This window comes from Longimicrobium sp., assembly GCF_036387355.1.
Classification (GTDB): Bacteria; Gemmatimonadota; Gemmatimonadetes; order Longimicrobiales; family Longimicrobiaceae; genus Longimicrobium.
The window spans coordinates 1-23,967 of the sequence record NZ_DASVTX010000591.1; the positions used below are offsets into that span (position 1 = coordinate 1).

General features: G+C 70.7%; 19 protein-coding genes. 6 read left to right on the plus strand and 13 right to left on the minus strand.

Features of this window, described 5'->3' with window-relative positions; all coding sequences use genetic code 11:
* Window positions 1–817, plus strand: an 817-nt coding sequence (locus tag VF665_RS25605) for a HEAT repeat domain-containing protein (RefSeq protein WP_331056340.1), incomplete at its 5' end; no start/stop codon positions are given.
* A gap of 90 nt (window positions 818–907) precedes the next feature.
* Here the strand turns inward: VF665_RS25605 and VF665_RS25610 are convergent.
* Window positions 908–1,225, minus strand: coding sequence for a helix-turn-helix domain-containing protein (locus tag VF665_RS25610; protein ID WP_331056366.1), 318 nt, complete (start codon window positions 1,223–1,225; stop codon window positions 908–910).
* A 131-nt stretch (window positions 1,226–1,356) separates the two neighbouring features.
* On the opposite strand from VF665_RS25610, the gene VF665_RS25615 reads away from it, so the two are divergent.
* Window positions 1,357–1,722, plus strand: a complete 366-nt coding sequence (locus VF665_RS25615) for a VOC family protein (protein ID WP_331056341.1) — start codon at window positions 1,357–1,359, stop codon at window positions 1,720–1,722.
* Window positions 1,723–1,807: 85 nt separating this feature from the next.
* Here the strand turns inward: VF665_RS25615 and VF665_RS25620 are convergent, their stop codons facing one another.
* The 5 genes from VF665_RS25620 to VF665_RS25640 form a co-directional block, all read right to left on the minus strand.
* Window positions 1,808–2,014, minus strand: coding sequence for a hypothetical protein (locus tag VF665_RS25620; RefSeq protein ID WP_331056342.1), 207 nt, complete (start codon window positions 2,012–2,014; stop codon window positions 1,808–1,810).
* Between the two features lie 10 nt (window positions 2,015–2,024).
* Complete coding sequence (locus VF665_RS25625; protein WP_331056343.1) at window positions 2,025–2,306, minus strand: BrnT family toxin; 282 nt, start codon at window positions 2,304–2,306, stop codon at window positions 2,025–2,027.
* An 85-nt stretch (window positions 2,307–2,391) separates the two neighbouring features.
* Complete coding sequence (gene ettA, locus VF665_RS25630) at window positions 2,392–4,077, minus strand: energy-dependent translational throttle protein EttA (protein WP_331056344.1); 1,686 nt, start codon at window positions 4,075–4,077, stop codon at window positions 2,392–2,394.
* 660 nt (window positions 4,078–4,737) lie between these two features.
* Entirely contained in the window at window positions 4,738–5,667 is a 930-nt protein-coding gene (locus VF665_RS25635; RefSeq protein ID WP_331056345.1) for a sialidase family protein, read from the minus strand.
* A 209-nt stretch (window positions 5,668–5,876) separates the two neighbouring features.
* On the minus strand, window positions 5,877–6,458 hold the full coding sequence (locus tag VF665_RS25640) for a shikimate kinase (protein ID WP_331056346.1): 582 nt from the start codon (window positions 6,456–6,458) through the stop codon (window positions 5,877–5,879).
* A 224-nt stretch (window positions 6,459–6,682) separates the two neighbouring features.
* Between VF665_RS25640 and gyrA the strand changes: the two genes are divergently transcribed.
* Complete coding sequence (gyrA, locus tag VF665_RS25645) at window positions 6,683–10,183, plus strand: DNA gyrase subunit A (RefSeq protein ID WP_331056347.1); 3,501 nt, start codon at window positions 6,683–6,685, stop codon at window positions 10,181–10,183.
* A gap of 832 nt (window positions 10,184–11,015) precedes the next feature.
* Window positions 11,016–12,491, plus strand: coding sequence for a pyridoxal phosphate-dependent decarboxylase family protein (locus VF665_RS25650; protein WP_331056348.1), 1,476 nt, complete (start codon window positions 11,016–11,018; stop codon window positions 12,489–12,491).
* Between the two features lie 1,250 nt (window positions 12,492–13,741).
* Here VF665_RS25650 and VF665_RS25655 read toward each other — a convergent pair.
* Both VF665_RS25655 and VF665_RS25660 read right to left on the minus strand, forming a co-directional pair.
* The gene (locus VF665_RS25655) at window positions 13,742–15,106 is read right to left on the minus strand and encodes a S41 family peptidase (RefSeq protein ID WP_331056349.1); all 1,365 of its coding nucleotides are present in this window, start codon (window positions 15,104–15,106) and stop codon (window positions 13,742–13,744) included.
* A 296-nt stretch (window positions 15,107–15,402) separates the two neighbouring features.
* On the minus strand, window positions 15,403–16,116 hold the full coding sequence (locus tag VF665_RS25660; RefSeq protein ID WP_331056350.1) for a hypothetical protein: 714 nt from the start codon (window positions 16,114–16,116) through the stop codon (window positions 15,403–15,405).
* Between the two features lie 174 nt (window positions 16,117–16,290).
* Here VF665_RS25660 and VF665_RS25665 point away from each other — a divergent pair, with 174 nt between their 5' ends.
* Window positions 16,291–16,881 carry a nuclear transport factor 2 family protein gene (locus tag VF665_RS25665; RefSeq protein WP_331056351.1) on the plus strand — a complete coding sequence of 197 codons (591 nt, stop codon included), beginning with the start codon at window positions 16,291–16,293 and terminating at the stop codon, window positions 16,879–16,881.
* Here VF665_RS25665 and VF665_RS25670 read toward each other — a convergent pair.
* Entirely contained in the window at window positions 16,811–17,686 is an 876-nt protein-coding gene (locus tag VF665_RS25670) for a transglycosylase domain-containing protein (RefSeq protein WP_331056352.1), read from the minus strand. The genes VF665_RS25665 and VF665_RS25670 overlap by 71 nt on opposite strands.
* 196 nt (window positions 17,687–17,882) lie before the next feature.
* On the opposite strand from VF665_RS25670, the gene VF665_RS25675 reads away from it, so the two are divergent.
* Window positions 17,883–19,148 carry a 4-hydroxy-3-methylbut-2-enyl diphosphate reductase gene (locus VF665_RS25675; protein ID WP_331056353.1) on the plus strand — a complete coding sequence of 422 codons (1,266 nt, stop codon included), beginning with the start codon at window positions 17,883–17,885 and terminating at the stop codon, window positions 19,146–19,148.
* Between the two features lie 828 nt (window positions 19,149–19,976).
* Here the strand turns inward: VF665_RS25675 and VF665_RS25680 are convergent.
* The 4 genes from VF665_RS25680 to VF665_RS25695 form a co-directional block, all read right to left on the minus strand.
* The gene (locus VF665_RS25680; RefSeq protein WP_331056354.1) at window positions 19,977–21,569 is read right to left on the minus strand and encodes an HD domain-containing phosphohydrolase; all 1,593 of its coding nucleotides are present in this window, start codon (window positions 21,567–21,569) and stop codon (window positions 19,977–19,979) included.
* A gap of 383 nt (window positions 21,570–21,952) precedes the next feature.
* Window positions 21,953–22,315 carry a hypothetical protein gene (locus VF665_RS25685; protein ID WP_331056355.1) on the minus strand — a complete coding sequence of 121 codons (363 nt, stop codon included), beginning with the start codon at window positions 22,313–22,315 and terminating at the stop codon, window positions 21,953–21,955.
* Window positions 22,312–22,830: a cytochrome c gene (locus VF665_RS25690; protein WP_331056356.1), complete on the minus strand. Its 519-nt coding sequence runs from the start codon at window positions 22,828–22,830 to the stop codon at window positions 22,312–22,314. Before VF665_RS25690 ends, VF665_RS25685 begins: the two co-directional genes overlap by 4 nt.
* Before the next feature lie 111 nt (window positions 22,831–22,941).
* Window positions 22,942–23,382 (minus strand): SufE family protein, encoded by a 441-nt coding sequence (locus tag VF665_RS25695; protein WP_331056357.1) that lies wholly within the window; start codon window positions 23,380–23,382, stop codon window positions 22,942–22,944.
* Window positions 23,383–23,967: the final 585 nt, after the last annotated feature.

Sequence of the window (23,967 nt, forward strand, 5' to 3'; positions counted from 1 at the left end):
GGCGGCCGCGGTCGGGATGGCGGGGCGCTCGCAGCTGGAAGGGCGCGTGATCGCGGTGCTGGACGGCGCGCGCACCCGTGGCTCCGTGGGCGCGCGCGCCGCGCTGGTCTGCTGCGCCCTGGCGGCCGTCGCGCTCTTTCCGCTCGCCGCCGCGTCGCCCTCCATCCAGCAGCCCGCCGCGCCGGAGCCCGCGTTCGTCGCGTCGGCGGCCCTGACCGCCACGCCGGCTCCCGCCCGCGCCGCCGCTCGCGCGGGCGAGGCAGGCACGCGCGTGGCCGCGGCGCGCCCCTCCGCTCCCGCGCGCAGGCGCGGGCCGGCGCGCGCCGTGCCCGTCGGGGGCGCGCCGGCGCCCGCCGCCGCGCCGGTGCGGGTGGCCGCGAGCCCGGAACTGATCACGGGGGACGAGGCCACCATCGCCGCGCTGATGCGGGCCGCGCGCGACGTGGATCCGCAGGTGCGGCGCAGCGCGGTGTGGGCGCTGGGGCAGATGGATGACGGGCTCGTGGTGTCGCCCCTGCTGCGGTCCATGTCGGACCGCGACGCGCGGGTGCGGGGCACGGCCGCGGCGGCCATCGGCGAGTACGCCACCCGCCAGCGCCTGACCCGCGCCGAGGTGCTGTCGTCGTGCAGCGGCGGGGAGTGCCCGGTGCCCACGGGAACGGGAAGCAGCATTCAGCAGCCGCGCGCGGGCCGCTCGGACCTGGAGCCGCCCCGCCGCGACCTGGGCCAGCGCATTCTGGCCGGCCTCACCGCCGAACTGGACACCCTGCCTTCCACCGGCAGCCCCATTGGCGCCTCGCCGGGTTCGGACATGTAGCACGGCGTGGAGGACGGACGAACACGAAGGGCCGCTCACCGGAGAGCGGCCCTTTGTGTTTCTGCCCCAAGCGGAAACATCCCGACTCGGTCAGGATGCATCCCCGGCCAACGCCGGTCCACGCACCCAGGGACGGCGCACCCGGTAGCGCGGCACGGAGGTGATGCTCTGCCGCGTGATCTCGATCAGTTGCCGCGCGGCGAGGTGGGCCAGCGCGTCCTGCACGCCGCGGCGGGACAGGCCAGTTCCCTCCGCGAGAGTCCGCAGGCTCAGCGCCGCCTCGTCCACCCCGTCGCCGCGCGTGCGGCGCCACAGAAACAGGTAGACCAGGAACGCCGAGGGCTGGCGGTCATGCCCGACGAGATCCAGCATCAGCGTGTCGAGTACGTACGCGTCCACTTCAACCATTCGCACGGCGATCCTCCCGGTCAGGCAGCTATGGCGTCCGCTGCCATAGTAGCGGGTGCGCGCCTTGTGCCGCCAGCGATTCCGGATACGATTCTCGTCCATCCAAAACACCATGAAGAGGAGAAGACGCGATGATCAGGGCCGTCAAGTTTGTGAGCGTGTACGTGAACGACCAGGACGTGGCGCTGGACTTCTACACGCAGAAGCTCGGGTTCACCATCGTCACCGACCAGCCGATGGGTCCCGGCGCGCGCTGGATCGAACTGCGCATTCCCGGCGCCGAAACCAGCGTGGTCATCGCGAAGCCGATGATGCCGGAACACAAGGTGGGCGTCTTTCAGAACATGGCCCTCGTCGCGGACGACGTGCAGAAGACGTACGACGAACTCGTGGACCGCGGCGTCCACTTTCGGCAGCCGCCCAGAACCGAGCCGTGGGGCACCAGCGCGATCTTCGAGGACCCGGACGGCAACGTCTTCGTCCTCAGCAGCCGCTGACGCAGAAGGGCCGCTCCCCGGAGCGGCCCTTCTTTTATCTCATGAACTCCGCACCGCCCGCCATTCAGGAGCGTGCCCGAGTGACTCACGCCGCCCGGTCTTGGGGCGCGTGCGCGCGAATGATGCTGGCCATCGCGCGCAGCGCCTGGTTGACGGATTCGGCATCAGGAAACACGTCCATCAGGTCGGGATCGATGGAAACGAGGTTCACGCCTTCGCGGTATCGTGCAGCGTACTTGCCGCGGACGCCACCTTGCAGCGCTTCCGGAGTGAAGTCGTACTCGTCTCGCATGGAATCAGCTTCAGATAGCTTGCTCATACGTTCTCCGCTCGCGAGCCGTCATCAGCCGCGCACTGATCAATCTAATCGAGTCGCGCCGTTCCGTAAGGCACACGATCAGCGCACGCCCCGCTTCGCTGCAGCCCAAGAGCAGCATGCGCTCCTCACCCGCGGAGTGATCCGGGTCCGGCAGCGTAACTGAGAGTGGATCAGCAAGCACCGTCGCCGCTTCGCGGAACGAGACGCCGTGCTTCTGCAGATTCTGCTCCGCCTTTCGGGCGTCCCACTCGACGTTGAGTTCCATCTGCCCAATATAGACAGAGAGAACACCTGGCTCAAGTGTCTTCTGCCGCGTACAGCGTGATTCGGCTGCACGCGACAGCGGACGGTTACGCCCGCACGAGCTTCTTGTACTTGATGCGGTGCGGGATGTCGGCGGCGGCGCCCAGGCGGCGCTTCTTGTCGGCCTCGTACTCCTGGTAGTTGCCCTCGAACCACACCACCTGGCTCTCGCCCTCGAACGCCAGAATGTGCGTGGCGATGCGGTCCAGGAACCACCGATCGTGGCTGATGACGACGGCGCAGCCCGCGAAGTCCAGCAGCGCCTCTTCCAACGCGCGCAGGGTGTCCACGTCCAGGTCGTTGCTGGGCTCGTCCAGCAGGATCAGGTTGCCGCCTTCCTTGAGCACCTTGGCCATGTGCACGCGGTTGCGCTCACCGCCGGAAAGCGTCTTGACCATCTTCTGCTGGTCGCTCCCCTTGAAGTTGAACCATCCGCAGTACGCGCGGCTGTTCACCTTCAACCGGCCCAGCTCCAGCTGCTCGGCGCCGGCGCTGATCTCCTGCCACACCGTCTTTTCGCCGTCCAGCGTATCGCGGCTCTGGTCCACGTACGCCAGCTTGACGGTGGAACCCACCTTGAGCGTGCCGCCGTCCGGGTCTTCCTTGCCCGTGATCATGCGGAACAGCGTGGTCTTGCCCGCGCCGTTGGGCCCAATGACGCCCACAATGCCGCCGCGCGGCAGGCGAAAGTTCAGGTTCTCGAACAGCAGCCGGTCGCCGAAGCCCTTGGCCACCCCGTCCGCCACCACCACGTCATCGCCCAGCCGCGGCCCCGCGGGAATGATGATTTCCGCGGTGGAGGTGCGCTCGCGCTGGTCGGCGTTCAGCAGCTGCTCGTAGCTCTGCAGGCGGGCCTTGCTCTTGGCCTGCCGCGCGCGGGGCGCCATGCGCACCCACTCCAGCTCGCGCTCCAGCGTCTGCTGGCGGCTGGACGACTGCTTCTCTTCCTTGCGCAGCCGCTCCTGCTTCTGCTCCAGCCAGCTCGTGTAGTTGCCCTTCCAGGGAATGCCCTCGCCCCGGTCCAGCTCCAGGATCCACTCCGCCACGTTGTCCAGAAAGTAGCGGTCGTGGGTAATGGCTACGATGGTGCCCGTGAAGGCGGCCAGGTGGTGCTCCAGCCACGCCACGGACTCGGCATCCAGGTGGTTGGTGGGCTCGTCCAGCAGCAGGATGTCGGGCTCTTCCAGCAGCACCTTGCAGAGCGCCACGCGGCGCTTTTCGCCGCCGGACAGGTTGTCGACGCGCGCGTCGGGCGCCGGCAGGCGCAGCGCCTCCATGGCGATCTCGATCTTGCGGTCCAGCTCCCACAGGTTGCCCGCGTCGATGGCGTCCTGCAGGCGGGCCTGCTCGTTCAGCAGCGCGTCGTAGTCCGCGTCGGGCTCGGCGAACGCCATGTTCACCTCTTCGAAGCGGCTCAGAATGCCGCGCTGGGCTTTGACGGCTTCCTCCACGTTGCCGCGCACGTCCAGTGCGGGGTCCAGCTCCGGCTCCTGGGCCAGGTAGCCGATGCGGGTGCCCTCGGCCGCCCACGCCTCGCCGTTGAAGTCCTTGTCCACCCCGGCCATGATGCGCAGCAGCGAGCTCTTGCCGCTGCCGTTGCTGCCCACCACGCCGATCTTGGCGCCGGGGTAGAACGAGAGCCAGATCCCCTTGAGGATCTCGCGGTTGGGCGGAACCACCTTGCGCAGTTCCTTCATCACGTAGATGAAGCGCGACGTATCTGTATTGCTCATGCGTGTTGTCTGTTCGGCTCGGTCCGTGGATCGACGGCGGACAATCTATCAGCCGGGGCGGTGCACGGGCAGAGGGATGGGCGATCGGGGATGGAAGGCAGGGGCTCTGCGTGCCGGTGAGTCCAGGGCGGCCCCCACCCGGGCCGGCACCACCGGCCCACCCTCCCCCAAAACGGACTGGGGGAGGGTTGGTGGCGGATCGGTGTAGACAGTGGGAAATGGTGGCGCCCAAGCCTCCCTGAGCGGATGAATCCGCCGCTCTGAAAGCGGTAAGCCCCGACTCGTGGCCGCTGTCGCGTCCACGATCGAGGCTTCAACTGCACGAGGCCGCCGATCCGGGTCGGTTGCTCCCCTCTCCGTGCGGCAGTTTGCACGGGGAGGGGCGGGGGTGGGGCCTGCGGAGGCCGCCGCACGCGCCGAACCATCACCCGCGCCGAACGGCTCCCCCTCTCCCGCGGAGCGGGTGGAGGGGGCTGGGGGGAGGGGGCCTCCTTCCGCCGCGCCGGCCCCCTCCGGAATGCGCCGACGTTGCCGTTTCCCCCTCCGCATTTCGGCAGCAGCCGGGAGGAGAGGGGAAGGACGGGAGAGGGGCGACACAAAATCGGGGAGGCTCCGCGTGGGAGCCTCCCCGATCGTCATCCGCCTGCCCGTCTCGGGAACTTACGAGAGCAGGATGGAGGTCCAGATGTTGTCCTGGCCCGAGCCGCGCCAGATCATGTACAGCGAGCCGCCCGCGGGCGTTACCGCCGGGCCGCTGTTGGTGCTGCGGTCCTGGAGCTCCGTCTGCGGCGTCCACGTGATGCCGTCCTGCGAGGTCGAGACGAAGATGTTGGCCTGGTCAAGGCCGCGCCACGCCGAGTAGAACACCCCCAGCTGGTCGCTGTGCGTCACCGCCGGGTTGGAGCTGGTGGCGCGGTCGCGAAGCTCCTGCTGCGGGGTCCAGTTCAGCCCGTCGTTGCTCTGCGACACCCACAGGTTGTTCTGGTCCAGCCCGCGCCACAGCATCACGAACTTGCGGCCGCTGGGGTCCTGCACCGTGCCGGTGATGGCCGGGCCGTCCTGCGTGGCGCGGTCGCTCAGCTCCTTCTGCGGGCTCCAGTTCAGCCCGTCGGTGCTGGTGGCCACCCAGATGTTGTTCTGGTCGCGGCCCCGCCATGCCATCACGAACAGGCCGCCCACGCCGGAAAGCGCCGGGCCGGACTGCGTGGCGCGGTCGCTCAACTCCTGCTGCGGGCTCCAGTTCAGCCCGTCGCTGCTCACCGACACCCAGATGTTGTCCTGGTCCAGCCCGCGCCACGCCATGGCGAACTTTCCGTCGGTGCAGCACAGCGCGGGGTTGTTGCGGGTGGAGCGGTCGCGCAGCTCCTGCTGCGGCGACCAGGTCTGCCCGTTGTCGTGCGACACGGAGACCCAGATGTTGTTCTGCCCGGTGCCGCGCCACGCCATGCACAGCGTTCCGCCGTTGGTGGCAAGCGCCGGCCCGGCGGAGGTGGAACGGTCCTGCAGCTCGCGTTGCGGCGACCAGTTGGTGAGGTTGGCCACCGGAATGCCCGCCAGCCCGCCCACGCCCTGCTGCTGTTGTGTGCTCATTGTACGACTCCTGAAGGTATGAAGGGGAACCGCCTCGCCGACGGCGATAAAAGGGGGTACCGCCCGCGAGTGCCGTAAACCGGCGGGAGAAGTGTACATCAGCTCCGTAGCAGATCGCAAGGCAAACAAATGTCGCAACGCGCACGGCCTCCGAGACGCCCGGGGCGCACCCGCGCGGCCGAGCGCCGAAGCCGCTACGGGGACGAGGGTTACCCCAGGCCGCCGGGGGCGAAGGGGAGCAGCACCTCGCGCCGCGTGCGAACCACGGTCTCGATCTCGAAAGCAATGGCTTCCGGAGTGCGCCCTTCGGCGGGAAGGGAGATGTCGGCCAGGCGGTACAGGGGGTCGCGCTCCGCCATCATCCGAGCGATCATGCCCCGCGGATCGGGGTGGTCGCGAAAGGGGCGGTCGATGGTGTCCCCGCGCAGGCGGCGGACGGTTTCATCCACCCCCACGCGCAGCCAGGCGGAAAGGGTGGTGGCGCCCAGCACGTCCAGCTGCTCCGGCCGCAGGATCCATCCGCCCCCCGGCGCCAGCACCAGCCCGGGGCGCTCGGCCGCCTCGTCCGTCAGCGCGGCCTCCATCCGCCGGAACACTTCTTCGCCATCCGTGGCGATGATCTCCTTGACGGTGCGCCCCTCCCGCTGTTCTATCTCCACGTCGAAATCCAGAAAATCCCACTCCAGCCGCCTCGCGAGCGCCTGCCCCACGGTGCTCTTGCCCGAGGTCATGTACCCCAGCAGCACCACCCGCTCAATCACCAGGGCGGGCGGCAGTCCGGTTTCGCTCACGTCGACGCTCCGTCACGCGGAAGGGATGAGGCGGCCGGCGCGGCTCCGGGCAGGTTGCGGGCCGCGCGGCGAAGATGCATTGTGACCGAAGAAAATCCGAACCGATGGGCGGCCGCGGTGTATGTGCCGGGGCGTCCACGCTGGCGCTTTGCCGCGCGGGGCCGCACGTTTCCACCCTCTCCCAATCCGACTCCGTCCGCCCGTACGGCGGCTGAAGGCACCTGATGGCGATCCTCACCCCCACGCAGCGCGACCGCATCGTTCCGCGGCTCATTGAAGACGAGATGCGCGAGTCGTTCATCGACTACTCGATGAGCGTCATCGTGCAGCGCGCGCTTCCGGACGTGCGCGACGGGCTCAAGCCGGTGCACCGCCGCATCCTCTTCGCCATGAGCGAGGCGGGGCTCATCCCCACGCGGCCGTACAAGAAGAGCGCAACGGTGGTGGGCGACGTGCTGGGCAAGTACCACCCGCACGGCGACGCCTCCGTCTACGATTCGCTCGTGCGGATGGTGCAGGACTTCAGCCTGCGCTACCCGCTGGTGGACGGGCAGGGCAACTTCGGCAGCATCGATGGCGACGCCGCGGCGGCGTACCGCTACACGGAGTCGCGCCTGTCGTCCGTGGCCATGGAGATGCTGGCGGACATCGACCGCGACACCGTCGACTTCGCCCCCAACTACGACGACCGGCTCACGGAGCCGCGCGTGCTTCCCTCGCGCGTCCCCAACCTGCTCGTCAACGGCAGCAGCGGCATCGCGGTGGGAATGAGCACCAACATGCCGCCGCACAACCTGGGCGAGGTGGTGCGCGCGGCGGTGCACCTGCTGGACCATCCGGAGTGCACGCTGGACGACCTGATGACGCACCTGCCGGGGCCGGACTTTCCCACGGGCGGGCTGATCGTGGGGACGCAGGGCATCCGCGACGCGTACGCCAAGGGGCGCGGCCGCGTGGTAATGCGGGCGCGCGTCTACAAGGAATCCCGGCGCAACGGCAAGGAGCAGCTGGTCGTTACCGAGATCCCGTACGGCACCAACAAGTCGCGCATTATCGAGCAGATCGCCGAGCTCACCCGCTCCGGCAAGCTGCAGGACATCAGCGACCTTCGCGACGAGAGCGACCGCGACGGCATCCGCATCGTCATCGAGCTCAAGCGCGGCTCCGATCCGGCCAAGGTGCTCACCGGGCTCTTCAAGTGGACGGCGCTGCAGACCACGTTCGGCGTCATCAGCCTGGCGCTGGACCGCGGGGTTCCGCGCGAGTTCACGCTGCTGGAGATCCTGGAGCGGTTCCGCGACCACCGCATTCAGGTCGTCGTGCGCCGCTCGCGTTGGGAGCTGGACCGCGCGCGCGACGAGGCGCACGTGCTGGCGGGGATGATGATCGCGCTGCGGCGCATCGACGAGGTCATCGCCATCATCCGCGGCTCGCGCAACCGCGAAACGGCGGCGCGCAAGCTGGAAAAGGAGCTGAAGCTCACCGAGCGCCAGTCCGAAGCGATCCTGAGCATGCGCCTGTCGCGCCTCACGCAGCTGGAATCGCGCGAGCTGCGCGAGCGCCTGGCCGAGCTGGAGGCGCGCATCAAGGAACTGGAGGCGCTGCTGGCCAGCCCCGAGGCGCAGGTGGCGGTCGTGCGCGCGGAGCTGCTGGAGATGCGCGAGCGCTTTGGCGACGGGCGCCGCACCACGATCTTCGCGGACGAAAAGTCGGTGCGCATCGAGGACATGCTGGCGGCCGAGGAGGTCGTCGTAACCCTCACGCGCGAGGGCTTCGTCAAGCAGATCCCCATGCCCGTCTACCAGCGCGCCGCGCAGACGGGGCGGGGGCTGATCGGCACGGAGTACGAGGCGGACTTCCTGGAGCGCGTGCTGGTGGCCAGCACCGAGGACGCGCTGCTCGTGTTCTCCACGGATGGCCGCGCGTACGCGCTGGAAGTGCGCGACCTGCCTGAGCCGGAGCTGCGCGCGCGCGGCAAGCGGCTGCACCAGCTGCTGGAGTTCGCCAGGAACGCGGACATCGCGGCCGTGCACGTGGTGCGCGAGTTCGCCGCCGAACGCATGGTGCTGTTCGCCACGGCGGGCGGCACGGTCAAGCGGACATCGCTGGACCAGTTCGGCCGCATTCGCGCGGGCGGCATCGAGGCGATCAGCCTGCGCGCGGGGGACCGGCTGGTTTCCGTCGCCGTGACGGATGGGGAGATGGAAGTGGTGCTCGCCGGCCGCGGCGGGCGCGCCATCCGCTTTGGCGAGGGCGACGTGCCGGTGATGGGGCGCGCCACGCAGGGAGTGCGCGGAATGAAGCTGGACGGGCGCGAGACGCTGGCGGGGATGGCGGCGGGCAAGCCCGGGCTGGAACTGGCCGCGGTCACCGTGCGGGGCCAGGCCAAGCGGTTCGCGATGGATGACCTGCCGCTGCAGAAGCGCGACGGCAAGGGCGTCATTATCGCGCCGGGCGGCAAGGAATTCGGCGACCTGGTCGCGCTGCTGCCGCTGGCGGGCGACCTGAACGCGGTGATGGCGGACGGCGCGCCGCGGCGCATTCGACGCGACTCGGTTCCGCTGCTGCCGCGCGATGCCCGCCCGGAGGCGGTGCTGGAGCTGGCGCGCGGCGAAAAGATCGTACTCGTGACGCCGCTGGCCGAGCGCGACGCCGACGCGCCCGGCTCGCCGGACGACATTCCGCCGCCCCCCGACGCGCCGGAGCGCGGGCCGGACACGTCGCCGGATTCGGATGCGGCGGCCCCCCCGGGCGACCTGGACACCGACGCGGCCGAACGCGGTTCCGCCACGGCTGACGGTGGCATCTCTCCCGACACCGAGCGAACGGATGCCGACGCCGCGCGGCCGCTCCAGACCCCGGAAGACGGTGCGACGGCCGACACGGACGCTGTGTCGGATGCGGATGGTGCATCCGCGTCCAGCCCGGATGCGGAACAGACCTCGGTCCCGCTGGTCGTGGCAGCAGAGTTGTTCGCGGATGAAGTGCCGGTGGCGGATGATGAGATGATCATCGAGGACCCGATCGCTCCGCCGCCCGATCGCAAGCGCCGTGGCACGCGCGAGGCGCCCAGCGTGGCGGACGTGGGCCCCAAGGCCACGCGCGACGTTCCTCCCGCGCCGCCCGCCGCGCCTGCTTCCGCGCCCGCGCCGGTGGATTCAGGCGTGGCGCCCACTCCCGCCCCGCGCCGCGCCCGCAAGGCGCCCACAGGTGTGGATGCTTCATCCGCGCCCGCGACGAGGGGCGCGGATGCGGCGCAGGCACCCGCGCCCGAGGCGGGCGCAGACACGGAGGCGCAGCCCGCACGCAAGGCGCGTGGGCGCGCTGCCTCCGCGGAGCCGCGGTCCACGCGCGAGCCGGCGCCCGCACCCGAGTCGGCGCCCGTACCCGAGCCAGCGCCCGACGCGCGTGCGGCCGCGTCGAAGTCGCGCGGCAGGGCGAAGGTTGCGCAGCCCGCGGCGCCCTCTGTTCCCCACGCGCCGTCTGCATCGCCGCCGTCCGCACCCGCGGATGCGGCGGACGCGCCGGAAAAGACGCGCGGCAGGGGGCGCGCGCGGCCGGCGCCGGAGCCCGATCCCGGACCGCCCGAAGCCGAGACGCTCGCCGCGCCCAAGCCGCGCGGCCGCGGAAAGGCCGCCGCCCAGCCCGCGCTGGAGCCGGACCCATCGCCCGAGCCCCCGAAGCGCGGAAAGAAGGTCGCGGACGAACTGGACCTGTTCGGGTGAGAACGGGCCCGTCTGCATTGGTGCGCACGGGACGGTAAGCGCTTCCGCCTGTCCAGAGCGAATGAATTCGCCGCTGGAACAGCACGAAGTCCGCCTTCGCGGACTGTGGCGGCTGCATCGGTTTGAAAGGCGGAATGCGGCGCCTCCGTCCAGAGCGAAAGAATTCGCCGCTGGAACAGCACGAAGTCGGCCTGCGCGGACTGTGGCGGCTGCATTGGTGTGAGAGGCGGAATGCGGCGCCTCCGCCGGCTGTGGCCCTCACCCCGCGTGCTGCGCACGACGACCCTCTCCCACGAACAAATGTGGGAGAGGGAGCACACCCCAGGTGGGTGCGGGAGGCGAAGTGCGGCGCGGTGGAGAGAGGCCCCCATCCCCGGCCCTTCCCCAAAAAACCCTGGGGGAAGGGAGACCTCAGCGCGCGGGCGGCGTTCGGCGCCGAGCTCATGGTGCCGCGTAGGAGCAGCCTCACAGCAGTACCGTGAGGCTTTCAGCCGTTATTGCGGCGGCTTCAGCCGCTCAGCAGGCCGGCAGCCTCGACCATACGTCTGGACCAACCCGGAAGCGTCCGCCGCGACAACCCTCCCCCAGTCTGTTTTGGGGGAGGGTGGGCCGGTGGTGCCGGCCCGGGTGGGGCCCGCCCTGGACTCTGCCCCCCACACCGGCACCCGCCGCCGCGTGCAGGTGAAGTCCCCCGGCTGTTTGGGGGGACTTTCCGCCGTTGTTGCGGCGACTTCAGCCGCTCAGCCGTGTGACCCGCCTCCACCCCGGCCGGGGTGCCGCAAGTCCGCTTCCGGTGGTAGATTGGCCGCTCCAAACCACCACCGGAGCACGGATGTACACCACCCTTCACGACGCCGTCGCGACCTCCGCGATGGACGCCGAAAGCCTGCGTTCCGCCGGGCACGACCTCATCGACCGCATGGCCGACTACCTGGCCGGCATCGAATCGCGCCCGGTGAGCACCCCGCTTTCCCCCGCCGCTCTCCAGGCCCGCTTCGACCAGCCGCTCCCCCGCGAGGGGCGCCCGGCCGAACAGGTGTGGGACGACGTGTGGCGCGACGTGGTGGGCGACGCCATTCACGTCAACCATCCCATGTACATGGGGCACCAGGTCGCCCCGCCGCTCCCGCACGCCATCCTGGCCGACACCCTGGTGAGCATGCTCAACCAGTCGCTCGCCGTGTGGGAGATGTCGCCCACCGGAACGATGGTGGAGGCGCGCGTGGTGCGGTGGCTGGCGGATGCCATCGGCTTTCCCGAATCGGCGGACGGCACGCTGGTCTCAGGCGGAAGCGTGGCCAACCTCACCGGCCTGCTCGCCGCCCGCGAGGCGCGCTTTCCCGGCTGCTGGCGCGACGGCGTGGCGCGCACGGCCGAGGCGGAGCGCGCGTGCCTGCTCGTCAGCGAGCATTCGCACTACTCGGTGGAGCGCACGGCGGGGCTCATGGGCATCGGCAGCGACGCCGTGATCGGGGTGGGCGAGCGCGAGGGAAAGATGTGCCCCGACGCGCTGGCCGAGGCCATCGGCCGCGTCCGCGCGGAGGGGCGGATTCCGTTCGCCGTCTGCGCAACGGCGGGCGCCACGGCCATGGGGCTGTTCGATCCGCTGGACCGCATCGCCGACGTGTGCCAGGCGGCCGGCGTGTGGCTGCACGTGGATGGCGCGCACGGCGCCTCGTACGCGCTCTCGGAGTCCATGCACGGGCTGGTGCACGGGATCGGGCGGGCGGACTCGGTGGCGTGGGACCCGCACAAGATGCTGTGGATGCCCATGTCCACCGGCGCCGTGCTGGTGCGCGACCGGCGGCATCTGGACGCCGCGTTTCAGCAGAAGGCGCCGTACCTGTTTCACGCGCGCCCCGGCGAGGACCGCTGCCGCGACGCGGGGCGCATGACGCTGCAGTGCTCCCGCCGCTTCGACGCGCTCAAGCTGTGGGTATGCCTGCAGCACTACGGGGCGAATCACTTCGCCGCGCTGCTGGAGCGCACGGCCGACACCACGCGCTCGCTGCACGACAAGCTGGCCGACGCGGACGACTTTGCGCCGTCGCACGCGCCGGAGAGCAACATCCTCTGCTTTCGACACCTTCCCGCGGCGCTGGACGGGCGGACCGACGGGGAGGTGGATGCCTTTCAGTCCGAACTGCGGTCGCGCTACAACACGAGCGGCACCGGGTGGATTACCCTCACCGTCCTGCACGGCCGCCGCACCCTGCGCGTCACGCTCATGAACCCGCGCACCGCCGACGAGCACCTGGACCGCATGCTGGATTCGCTGCGATCCATCGGGCGTGAGATTCTGGGATGAACTGATGGAGGGCAGAGGAACCGAGCACGGCCTCTCTCATAAGGCTCCGAGGAAGTTCGTGCCCGTTGGCGCCGCGCCTCCCCCCGCGCAGGCACCGTCCGCCCCGTCGGTATCCTGCCGTCCACCTCGGCGCTGGGGCGTCATTCTGAAGGAGCGTGCGCCGCGCTTTCCCGGTGCCGGATCCCTGCGCGACTGAAGAATCCCGGACCGAAACGTCCGCCGGGCCGCGATCCGGCGTGGCGCGCGCCAGCCTCTCCCACCGCACCCGCAGCGTCCGAGCGCGGCGCGCAACCGGGCGTGCAGCGGAAGCGGTCGCGCGGGATTCTTCGGTCGGCGCCAAGGTCTGGTGTGACGGACGGTACAGCGAGGCGCCTCCCTCAGAATGACACTCGAAGTCCGAGCCGCGTGAGGAATCCCGGCGCGGCGGAGGTGAGGAATCGCGGTGCGCCGAGGTCACGTCACGCCGCCCCTCGGCGGCGCCTCCGCTCCGCGGTGTCCTGCCGCCCACCTCGGCGCCGGCAGCGTCATTCTGAAGGAGCGTGCGCCGGGCTTTCCCCCGCACCGCGTTCATGCGCGACTGAAGAATCCCGGACCGAAGCATCCGCCGCGCCGCGGGCCGGCGTGGCGTGCTCCAGGCTCTCCCACCGCACCCGCAGCGTCCGAGCGCGGCGCGCAACCGGTCGCGCATGGGAAGCGGTGGCGCGGGATTCTTCGGTCGGCGCCACAGTCTGGTGTGACGGACTGTACAGCGAGGCGCCTCGCTCAGAATGACACTCGAAGTCCGAGCCGGGTGAGGAATCCCGGCGCGGCGGAGGTGAGGAATCGCGGTGCGCCGAGGTCACGTCACGCCGCCCCTCGGCGGCACCTCCGCTCCGCGGTGTCCTGCCGCCCACCTCGGCGCCGGCAGCGTCATTCTGAAGGAGCGCGCGCCGCGCTTTCCCCGGTGCCGCGATCATCCGCGACTGAAGAATCCCGGACCGAAACGTCCGCCGCGCCGCGATCCGGCGTGGCGTGCTCCAGGCTCTCCCACCGCACCCGCAGCGTCCGAGCGCGGCGCGCAACCGGTCGCGCATGGGAAGCGGTGGCGCGGGATTCTTCGGTCGGCGCCACAGTCTGGTGTGACGGACGGTGCGGTGAGGCGCCTCGCTCAGAATGACACTCGAAGCCCGAGCCGGGTGAGGAATCCCGGTGTACCTGACGTGATGAATCCGGTTCGCCGGAGGTCACGTCACGCCGCCCCGCGGCGTGCTTCAGGGCAGCGGATGGCCGAGCGCCTGGGCGGCGGCGCGGATGGGCGCTTCTCCGGCGGCGGGGGACGGGACGTCCACCTGCACGCCTACGACCTCCACGCGACGGCCAGACGGCGTGCGGAAGTCCATGGCCGGATAGCGCAGCACCCATCCCGGCGCGATCGCCATCTCCTCCGCCGAAAGCATGGCGCCGGCGGAACGCTCCCCCACCACCATCGCGCCGCGCACCTCCCGCAGCGCCGCGCCGAATGCTTCCGCCGCGCTCCCCGTCCGGCCGTCCGTCAGGATCGCGATGCGGCCTGCGAACGGCGACCCCATCCCTCCACCCACGTACACCATCCCCGCCCCGCCACCCGCGTCCACCGAGGCGCGCAGCGTGGCGCCCGTGGTGCTGGTCGACAGCGGGCGGACGGTCGCCGGGTCCAGGGCACCCGCGGCGCGCATGCCCCGGCTGGTGAAGCCCGTCCGCGTGACAAAGTAGCCCGCCGCCGTGGGCCGGGCGATCAGGTGTTGGCCCAGGCGGGCGGCCAGGTCCAGCGAGCCGCCCCCGTTGCCGCGCAGGTCGATGATCAGCCCCGGCAGCGAGCCCATCTCACGGAAGGCGCTGTCCAGCCGCGCAAAGTCCGGCAGGGCCGCCTGCCCCGTGGGCACGAAGCTCTGGATTCGGAGGTAGCCCAGCGAGGGCGACAGCACGCGCCAGCTCACCGCCGCGGGCCGCGCCACGGCCGGAGATGCGGGCGCGGACGGCGCGGAAGGCGCGGCGCCCATCGCGGGCTGCGCGGAAAAGGCGAGATGCGAGCTGTGGAGCGAATCCAGGAGCTCGTTGATGGCGGTAAAGGCTTCCGCGTCGCTGCGGGCGGCGGCGGCGCGCGGGCGCAGCCGGGCGACGAGGGCCGGCCAGTTGGCGCCGTTCATCCCCGGATCGTAGAACACGTTCTGCAGCGCGCGCGTCACACTGTCGAACACCGCCGCGCCGCGGATGGGGGCGAGCGCCCGCGCGGGAATGCGGACGCCGCGCACGGCCATGCTGTCCGCCGCGCCGGTCAGCATCCCCGTCAGGGAGTCGCCGCGGACGGTTGCGCGCAGCCGGTACTCGCGGCGGCCCAGCGCGACCGTGGCGTTCAGCCCGTCCCCCGCCCGCGTCGCCTCGCGGATGCGCACGGTTCCCTCGCCGGTCAGCGCGGCCGCGTGCATCGAGTTGCCCGCACCCCCCCCGAACGCGACAAGGACGGGCCACGCCGACCGGCCATCGATGCGGAGTTCCCAGTTCCCCGCCGCCTGCGCGGCGACGGGAACGGAGGCGAATGCGGAGCAGGACGCGGCGAGCAGCAGCGCGCGGAGCGGCGGACGGGAGAACATCGGCATCGGGACTTCTCTCGGGCAGGTTGGATACAACGAGGAGTGCACTCGCCCAACGCACCTCGCGTACCGAACCCCGCCCCGCATCCAACTCGTTACGATCCAGGCACTTGGGCGAAATCCTCTATTCTCCCGCGTCCTTTCTGGATGACACCCGCACCCAGACGGCAAGATACGCCGCGGCCATCGTGACCTCCGCGCACGCTCCGTGACCCCCGTGAGAGACGCCGGAACGCAGTTCGGGGGCGAACCGGCACCCGCCGATCCGCCCCCGACCCATCCCATCATCGAAACAGAAAGAATCAGTTCCGCCGGTCGCCCAGCACCGCGATGTCGCGCGACCGCAGCGGCCGCCCCGCCCCAAGGAGCTGAAGCACCCGGTCCGGCCCCGGCTGGTAGCGCAGCGCCGACGCGCGCATCCCCAGCAGCAGGTTCACGGTGATGAGGGTGCCCGGCACCTCCGAGCCCTGCAGGAGCGCGCGAAGCTGCCCCGCGGTGTTCTCCTGAAAGTTGCGCGCGACAATCACCAGCGCGTCCGGCATCTCGTCCACCGCGGCCGCGACCGCCTTGACCGCCTCGCCGCCCACGGTGAACTGCACCTGGGGGTAGGCGAGCACCACGCCCTGCCGCTGCCCGTCGCCAAAGCGCACGCACTCCTCGGGCCCTACGGAGCCCAGCGCGGCCGTCCCCGTCATGTCCTCCATCACCCGCCCGATGCGCTGCCGGAACTCGCCCGCCGCGGTGGGCCCGCGAAACGAAAGCGAGCGCAGCGCCTCGGCGAAGTAGCGGTCCGGATCGAACGCGCGAAAGCAGGGGAGCAGGCGCGCGGCCGTGCCCCGGTCCACCCACCCGGTGGCGCCCAGCGCGTCCAGCAGGGCCTCGCCCTCCAAATGCGGATCGCGCGCCGCCACCCAGCGCAGCGCATGCTCCATCCGCGTATTCTCGTCGCCGATGGGGTTTACCCCCGCCGGCGGCGTCCACATCACCTCGTTGAGCTGTTTTCCAAACCAGATCATCCGCGCACCACCCGGTTCATTCCCCCGAAAATCTGCCGATGGACGATGGCGGGAGCGCCGCCGTCCGTCAAGTCGCATTTGCGCCCCGCGCAAGCTTGACTCCTGCTACCCGCGCCGCATCTTGTCCGTTCACCGATCCGTATCGATCGACCCGATCCCAGAACCGGAGAACCCGTGCACCGGACGCTGACCGTGGCCGCCCTGCTTTCGCTGGCCGCCTGCACCGTGGAGCGCACCCCCGACAAAGTGCTCAACCCGCGCGACCCGTCACAGGTGGAGCGCCGCGACGCCGAGCAGGACGTGGGCGCCCACGTGGGCGCGTTTCTGCAGGCGCTGGCGCGCGGCGACCGCGGCCAGGCGGTGAGCGCCATGAGCCCGGTGATGGACACGTACGTGGTGGGGGTGGACGGCAACGAGGGGCGCCCCCGCTTTGGCGCGGACGGGCTGGCGGCGGCCGTGGCCGAGCTGCAGGTGCAGCCCGGCGCACTGGCGCGCACCCCCGACCTGCGGGTGCAGGCCGACCCGCAGCGCGGGACGGCCTGGTTCGCGGGCTTCGTGGAGATGTTTCCCGCCACGGGCGGGGTGCCGGAGCGCATGCGGATGTCCGGCGTGTTCGGGCGGCGCGAGGGGGAGTGGCGGCTGCTGCAGCTTCACCTTTCCCGCCCGGAGGCGCCCCCCGCCGCGGCGCCAGCGGCTACTGCCCCGGACTCCGCGGCACCGAATCCCCGTCCAGACGCGGACGCAGCGCCTCCGGCAGGCGGATGACCTCCGGCTGCGCGGCGCGGTTCAGCGGCTGCGTCATGGGCGCGTAGTCTTCGCCGGGCTGAAAGCTCAGCGGCTCGGCCAGCGCGGCCTGCAGCTGCGCCTGGCCGATGCGCCTGGCCTGGGCCATGAGCCGCAGCACCTCGTTGCGGCGCGCGCCCACGGCGCCCGGCACCGCCTCGGGGTCGCGGATGCGCGGCTCCAGCAGAATGCCCGCCAGGGTGGCCGCCTCGCCCAGCGTAAGGCGCCGCACGTCCTTGCCAAAGTACTCCTGCGAGGCGTGCTGAATGCCGTACACCGCCCAGTTTTCCGTGCGCCCCATGGCCACGCGGTTCAGGTACAGCTCCATGCGCTGCGACTCGGAGCTGCGCACCTCCAGCAGTTGGGCGAACGCCGCCTCGCGCATTCCGTCCTGCACCCCGCCCCGCAGCTGGTACACCTGGCGCACCAGGTCGCGCGACAGGTGTGCCCGGCCGCCGCGGTTGTCGTAGCGCGGGCGCCGCAGCGTGGAAGTGGTGTCCAGCACGGTCTCAAAGGCGGCGCGGGCGTACCCCGGCAGCTGGTGCAGCGGCACCCAGTCCGGCCGGCGGCGCGCCTCGCGTTCCTGCCGCAGCAGCCCCCCGCCCAGCTGGCTGTTGGCCCACCCCATGAACGCGCCGAACCCGGCCAGCAGCAGCACGCCCAGCACGCCCAGCGCGATGAGCGATCCGCGGTGGCGGCCGCCCATCCGGGTTTCTTCCGGCTGCTTGGTCCACCGCCCCGAGCGCGGCGCGCCGCCCAGCGTCTTTCCTTTTCCCGGTTTGGCCACGGCGAGTGCGTACGGTTGCAAAAGAGAGTGATGACGGGTGCGTTCCCCGCGCGGCGGCGGGGCAAGAAGCATTCCCCACAGGGGCAAATGGCGCCTTGGCAACGGCTTCAGGCGGTTGCGGCGGGGGCGCCGTTCCGTTAGCGTTCAGGCTGCTTTGCGGGCACCCGCCCGCCTTCGCGCAACCCGTGCAGGACCCATGGAGCAAACCTACTTCCGCCGGGGCTTCGGCCTCAAGAAGCACGTGGCGCCGCTCATTCGCTCCGAGTACCACAGCGGCGTGGTGGAGCGGCTGCGCGCGCGCGGGTTCCAGGACCACTGGGGCGAGGGCGACCAGCGCGTCACCGTGGGGCTGGCGGAGGAGTTCGGGTTCTGCTACGGCGTAGACCGCGCGGTGGAGTACGCGTACGAGACGCGGGCGCAGTTCCCCGAGCGCCGCATCCTGCTGCTGGGCGAGATCATCCACAACCCTCACATCAACGAGCGCCTCAGCGGGATGGGGATCCACTTCCTGCAGCCGCAGGCGGACGGGCGCTTCGACTTCGGCGCGCTCACGGCGGAGGACGTCGTCATCCTTCCCGCGTTCGGGGCCACGGTGGACGATTTCCGCCGGCTGCAGGCCATCGGCTGCATTCTGGTGGACACCACGTGCGGCAGCGTGCTGAACGTGTGGAAGCGGGTGGACCAGTACGCCCGCGACGGCTTTACCGCGCTCATTCACGGCAAGCACCTGCACGAGGAAACGCGCGCCACGGCCAGCCAGGCGCTCAAGTATCCCGAAGGCCGCTTTCTGATTGTCCGCAACATGGACGAGGCGCGGCTGGTGATGGACTACCTGGAGGGGGTGCCCGGCGCGCTGACCCGCGAGCAGTTCCTGGCGCGCTTTGCCGATCGCGCGTCGGAGGGGTTCGATCCGGACCTGCACCTGTCGCGCATCGGCGTGGCCAACCAGACCACCATGCTGTCCGGCGACTCGCTGGAGATCGCGGCGGAGGTGGGACGGTCGCTGGAGCGCCGCTACGGCGGGGAGCCGGGATACGAGCCTGGCGCGCACTTCCGCTCGTTCGACACCATCTGCTCGGCCACGCAGGAGCGCCAGGACGCCGTCTCTGCGCTCATGGAGGGGCCGCAGGGGCCGCCGGACGTGATGGTGGTCATCGGCGGGTACAACTCCAGCAACACCAACCACCTGGCGGTGCTGTGCGCGCGGTACACGGTCACGTACCATGTGGAAGACGCGTCGTGCATTGATCCCGAGCGCGGCACCATCCGGTTCAAGCCGGCGGGCACGCCGCTGGACGCGCCGGAGGTGGAGGCCGAGGACTGGATTCCGCGCGGCGCCGTCATCGTCGGCCTGACGGCCGGGGCCAGCACGCCCAACAACAAGATCGGCGAGGCGGTGGAGCGCATCCTGCGCACCCGCGGCATCCCCGTGGACCAGGACGAGGCGGCCGTCGCGGCCTGATCCGACGGACATCAGGAATGCAATAAGCCCCACGGCACCAGCAGGCGCCGTGGGGCTTTTCCGTTTCCGCACTGCGCGCTGAGCCGGGGGCGTGGGCCGGAGAAGGCTGGGAACCGCGCCAGAGCCGAGGGCTCCGGAGCGTGGCTCCGGGAATGACCGGCATCACGCCGGAGCCGAGGGCTCCGGAGCGTCGGCCCCGAGAACGACCAGCCACCACGCCGGAGCTGGGCGTCATTCGACAGGTGTGCTGAATCACCGGCCCGGCCTCGCGCCCCGAAGCCTGAGTGTCATTCTGAAGGAGGCGCCGCACGGACCATCCTCCTGCTCACAATTCGGGCGCCGATTGAAGAATCCCGGCGCGGAGCATCCGACGCACGATGGGCTGCGCTGCGTGCCCGGGACTCTGCCCGCCGCGAGGGGGGCGGTGCGCGCCGCGCCGCCTGCGTCCACACGAAAGGTTCGGCGCGGGATTCTTCGGTCGCGCAGGGTTCGGCGGCGCGGACGGCACGGTGCGTCGCTCCCTCAGAATGACACTCGGATTCCGGCGCGCGAACCCAAGCCGCATTTCCAACACGCTCTCAGAACGACGCTCAGACTCGAGGCCAGGACGGGCTGGTTGCTGACACGCGCTTCGCGTGACAGTCGTACGCTGTGACGCCCGGCCAGCTTCGTATCAGCGGGTGGCGACGCGCTTCGCGCCGTAGGACCGCGTCGGCGTTCGTGCCCGGCGATTCTCGCGGTAAAACGAGCCCTGTCATCAGGAGCCTGACGACGAAGCCCTCCCCCGGCGTTCCTGAGGAGGGTTGCGTTCATCCATCGAGCGCGCGCTTACCGGGCGGAGAGGGCGGCGCCGCGGGCGGTGGGGGCCAGTTCGGGGAACATGTCCAGAAAAAGCGCGAACAGCTCCGGATCAAACGAGCCCTCGTCCTCCACCATGATCTCCAGCGCCTCGTCCGGCGTAAGCGGGCGGCGGTAGCTGCGGGCCGTCGTCAGCGCGTCGAACACGTCGGCGATGCGCAGGATGCGGGCGGAGTGCGGAATGTCCTGCCCCGCCAGACCGTCCGGGTAGCCGCGCCCGTCCCACCGCTCGTGGTGGCTGCGCACCATGGGCCGGATGTTCCACGGAAACTCCACCGGCGCCAGCATCTCGTCGCCCGCCACGGTGTGCCGCTGCATGATGGCGCGCTCCTCGTCCGTCAGCCGCCCGGGCTTGTTCAGGATCTCTTCCGGCACCTCCGTCTTGCCGACATCGTGCAGAAACGCGCCCATGCGGAACCAGACCAGCTCGGGCTCGCCCATGCCCGCGCGCCGGGCCAGCCGGCACGCGTAATCCGCCACGCGCGCGCAGTGTCCCATGGTGTAGTGGTCCTTGGCCTCGATGCTCTCGCCCCAGTAGCGCACGACCGAAAGAAAGTCCTCTTCCAGGTCGGCGATGCGCTGGTCGATGTCGGCCAGGTCGGGGCTGGCCTGCAGCGCGGTGAACAGCGCGTGCGAGCGGTTGAGCGCCTCCAGCGCCTGCCGGTTGCGCCCCTGCAGCCGCAGCACGCGCGACAGTTCCCGCTGCGCCTGCGCCTCCAGCAGCGGGTTGGTGCGGCGGGTGATGTCGATGGCCTGCTGCAGGTGGATGGTGGCCAGGTGCAGCTTGCCGCTCTCGCGGTAGATGATGCCGTAGATCTTGAGCGCTTCGGCCTGCCGCGGCCGGTCCTCCAGCCGGCTGAAGATCTCGAACCCCTCGTCGCAGGCCTCGCGCGCCCGGTCCAGCTCGCCGCGCGCGATGAACAGTTCCGCGCGGTTGATGTGGACGCCGCCCGCGCGCACCACGTCGCCCACCTGCAGCGCCAGCGCGAGCGCCGCGTCCAGGTAGCCGGCCGCCTCATTCAGCTCGCCCATGTACAGGTGCACGAGCGCGAGGTTGTTGAGCGACGAGATGCGGCCGCGCACGCTGTCGGCGCGCACCAGGTGCCGCAGCGCCGACTGGTACCGTGACCGCGCCTCTTCCAGGTCGCCGCGAATGGCGGCCAGAATGCCCAGGTTCTGCTCGGTTTCGCCCATCAGCACGGGGTCGCCGGCCTGGCCGCCGAGCTCGAACGCGCGCAGGTACAGCCGCGCCGCCGCGTCCAGGTCGCCGCCTTCCTGCGCCAGCATGCCCAGCCCGTTGGCCGCGCGCCCCTCAATGCCGGGGCGTCCATGCGCCTGGCCCAGCGCGAGCGCGAGTTGCAGCATGTCGTCGGAAAGCTCGCGCTGGCCGGCGCCGCGGTGGCAGTGCCCCATGCGCACCATGGACTCCAGCACCCCCTCGGCCGAGCGCGCGCGAATGCTGGCCTCGTAGACCGTGTGCAGCGTGCGGGCCGCCTCGGTCCATTGTCCGGCGCGCTCCAGAGTGGTCGCGCTTTCCAGCAGGGTGGCGATTTCGGGCGTCACGGCGGTGTGGGGAACCGCGGGGGAAAGCGGAGGCGGGACCGGCTGCGGGCGCGCCTTTTCTGCCGCTGGCCCTCCGCGGCCACAGATGCGGAGGTGCAGCGGACCATCATTGCAGCGGACGTGTTTGGGATACTGCACAGAATAGGTGCATTTGCCTCCCGCTGTCAACTGTGGACCGCTCTCATGCGGACCTGCCGTTCACTCCGGGCACCCGGCCGGAAACTGGTGCGGTCCTCCGCGTGAGGGCAGGGGATGGTTATTGCCGCGAGCGCGAGCGGATCGCAGCCGAGTCTCACGAACCGTGGCGAGATGGCCGGTACGAAAGAAAGCGCCGGCCGGGAACAAGTCCCGGCCGGCGCTTTCAATCAACCAATCCGCGCGGCTCAGTGGTGGTGCGGAGCCTCGCCGGGGATGACCTTGAACAGGTGGTTGGCGATCGCCAGCGTGCCGCCGATGCTGGCCAGCAGCAGAAAGAACGCGGCGATGCTGTAGCCCAGCCCCGCGCCGGAGCGGTCGATGGCGAACCAGCTGCGCGCGGCCGCGATGCAGACGATGGCCAGCGCGAACAGCAGAAGAACGCTGCCCACGCCCACCGCCGTGCCGGCGGCCTTTTCGGCCGCGTCGCTCAGCTCGGGAATGCGCGCGTTGGCCAGCGCCGAGCGCGAGCGGGGGCGCTTGTTGGCCTCGTGCCAGTCCTGGTGGCGCGCCCGGACCGTGTCGAACGTCTCGTTGTCGCGGTTGCTCATGCTCCCCCCTGATGGCTGAGGGCGTACACGTACGCCGCCAGTTCACGCACCTGCTCGTCGTTGAAGTTGCCGCCGCCCTTGGGCGGCATGGGCGCGGGGTGCTCCTTGGGCTGCGCCACGCCGACGTTGATGATGTTCACGATCTCAGGAAACTGCCCCGAGATGTGGATCCACTGGTTGTCGGCCAGCTTGGGCGCCGCCGGGCTGCCGGTGCCGTTCTGCCCGTGGCAGCTCGCGCACACCGTGCCAAAGCTGGTCTGGCCGGCGTCCACCATGGCCTGCGTGACGCCGGAAGGCAGGTTCTTGGCCACGATCTTCTGCGCGCCGCCCCCCGCCGCCGTGGAGCCGGGCACCACCGGAGGCGGATCCGGAAAGGCCGTCGCCGGCATCTTGGGGTCTCCGCGCCACGAGACGCGGTTGTACCCGCCTTCTGCACCGGGCTTGCACCCGGCCAGAAGCGCCATCGCCAGCAGCAGAGCGGCCGGCCCGCGCCGGCCCCCGAACACGTACGCCATCGTCAGTTTCCTGGTCCTGTTCGTTCGGCGGCAGGGAAGTCCCTCCGCCACCGGGGAAAAAGAATCGCCCCGCCACGCCTGCGCAAGAGGGAAACCGCTGATTGTGCTCCGCTACTCCGCGGCGGCCCGGGCGGCGCGCTTCAGCCGCTCCACCATGGCCGTAAGCCCGGCTTCGCGGGCGCTCAGGCCAATGCTCCCCATCACCCGCCGCACGAAGTCCTGCGGAATGGCGAGGACCGTTTCCGGCGGCTGCCCGTTCACGGCGTCGAAGATCATGGCCAGCAGGGCGCGGATGGCGGCGCTCTCCCGGGGCACGTCGGCGTGGTAGTACATCTTTCCCTCCACCACTTCGGGAAAGATGGCCACGGGGGTCTGGCACTCGTGCACGCGGTACTGGGCCGCGTCCAGCCCCTGAAAGCGCTCGGGCAGCGGTGGCAGCTTGTTGGCGTACTGCACGAGCGCCTGCCGCGTCATGTCGGGGGTGAGCGTGGCGAAGCGGCGCAGGATCTTGTCGATCGACGGCGGAATGGGGCCGGTGGTGGCGTCCGTCATGGGCGTGTGCGCGGGTCCATGGTCATGATGCGCACCAAGATAACCCGCCGCGTGCGCCGGAACGAGTACCGGGTTAATCGGGAGATGATGGAAGCGGGAGAGAGGGAGCCGTTCGGTGCAACGGAAACGCCGATACGGGCCGGGGCCCCGCAGGGGTGCGGTCCGGACAGTGCCGGTGCGGCCGAAGGAGGCCCCCTCCCCCCAACCCCCTCCACCCGCTCCGCGGGAGAGGGGGAGCCGTTCGGCGCCGGGGCGGAGTTCAGTGCGCGTCCGCAGGCGCCGCAGGCCCCTCCCCCGCCCCTCCCCGTGCAAACTGCCGCACGGAGAGGGGGGACTTGGAATCCATCATGGGATCGCCTGTGCGGTTGAAGCCCCGAGCGTGGACGCGCCAGAGGCCACGAGTCGGGGCTTACCCTTTTTCAGAGCGGCGGATTCATCCGCTCAGGAGGTGGTCCCTGCGCCGTCTCCATCGCCCGCGCCGGTGGAGCCTCACGGCAGTATCGTGAGGCTTTCAGCCGTTGTTGCGGCGAGTTCACTCGCTCAGCACACCATCCGCCACCCCAACCCCCGCCGCTCCACACCGAA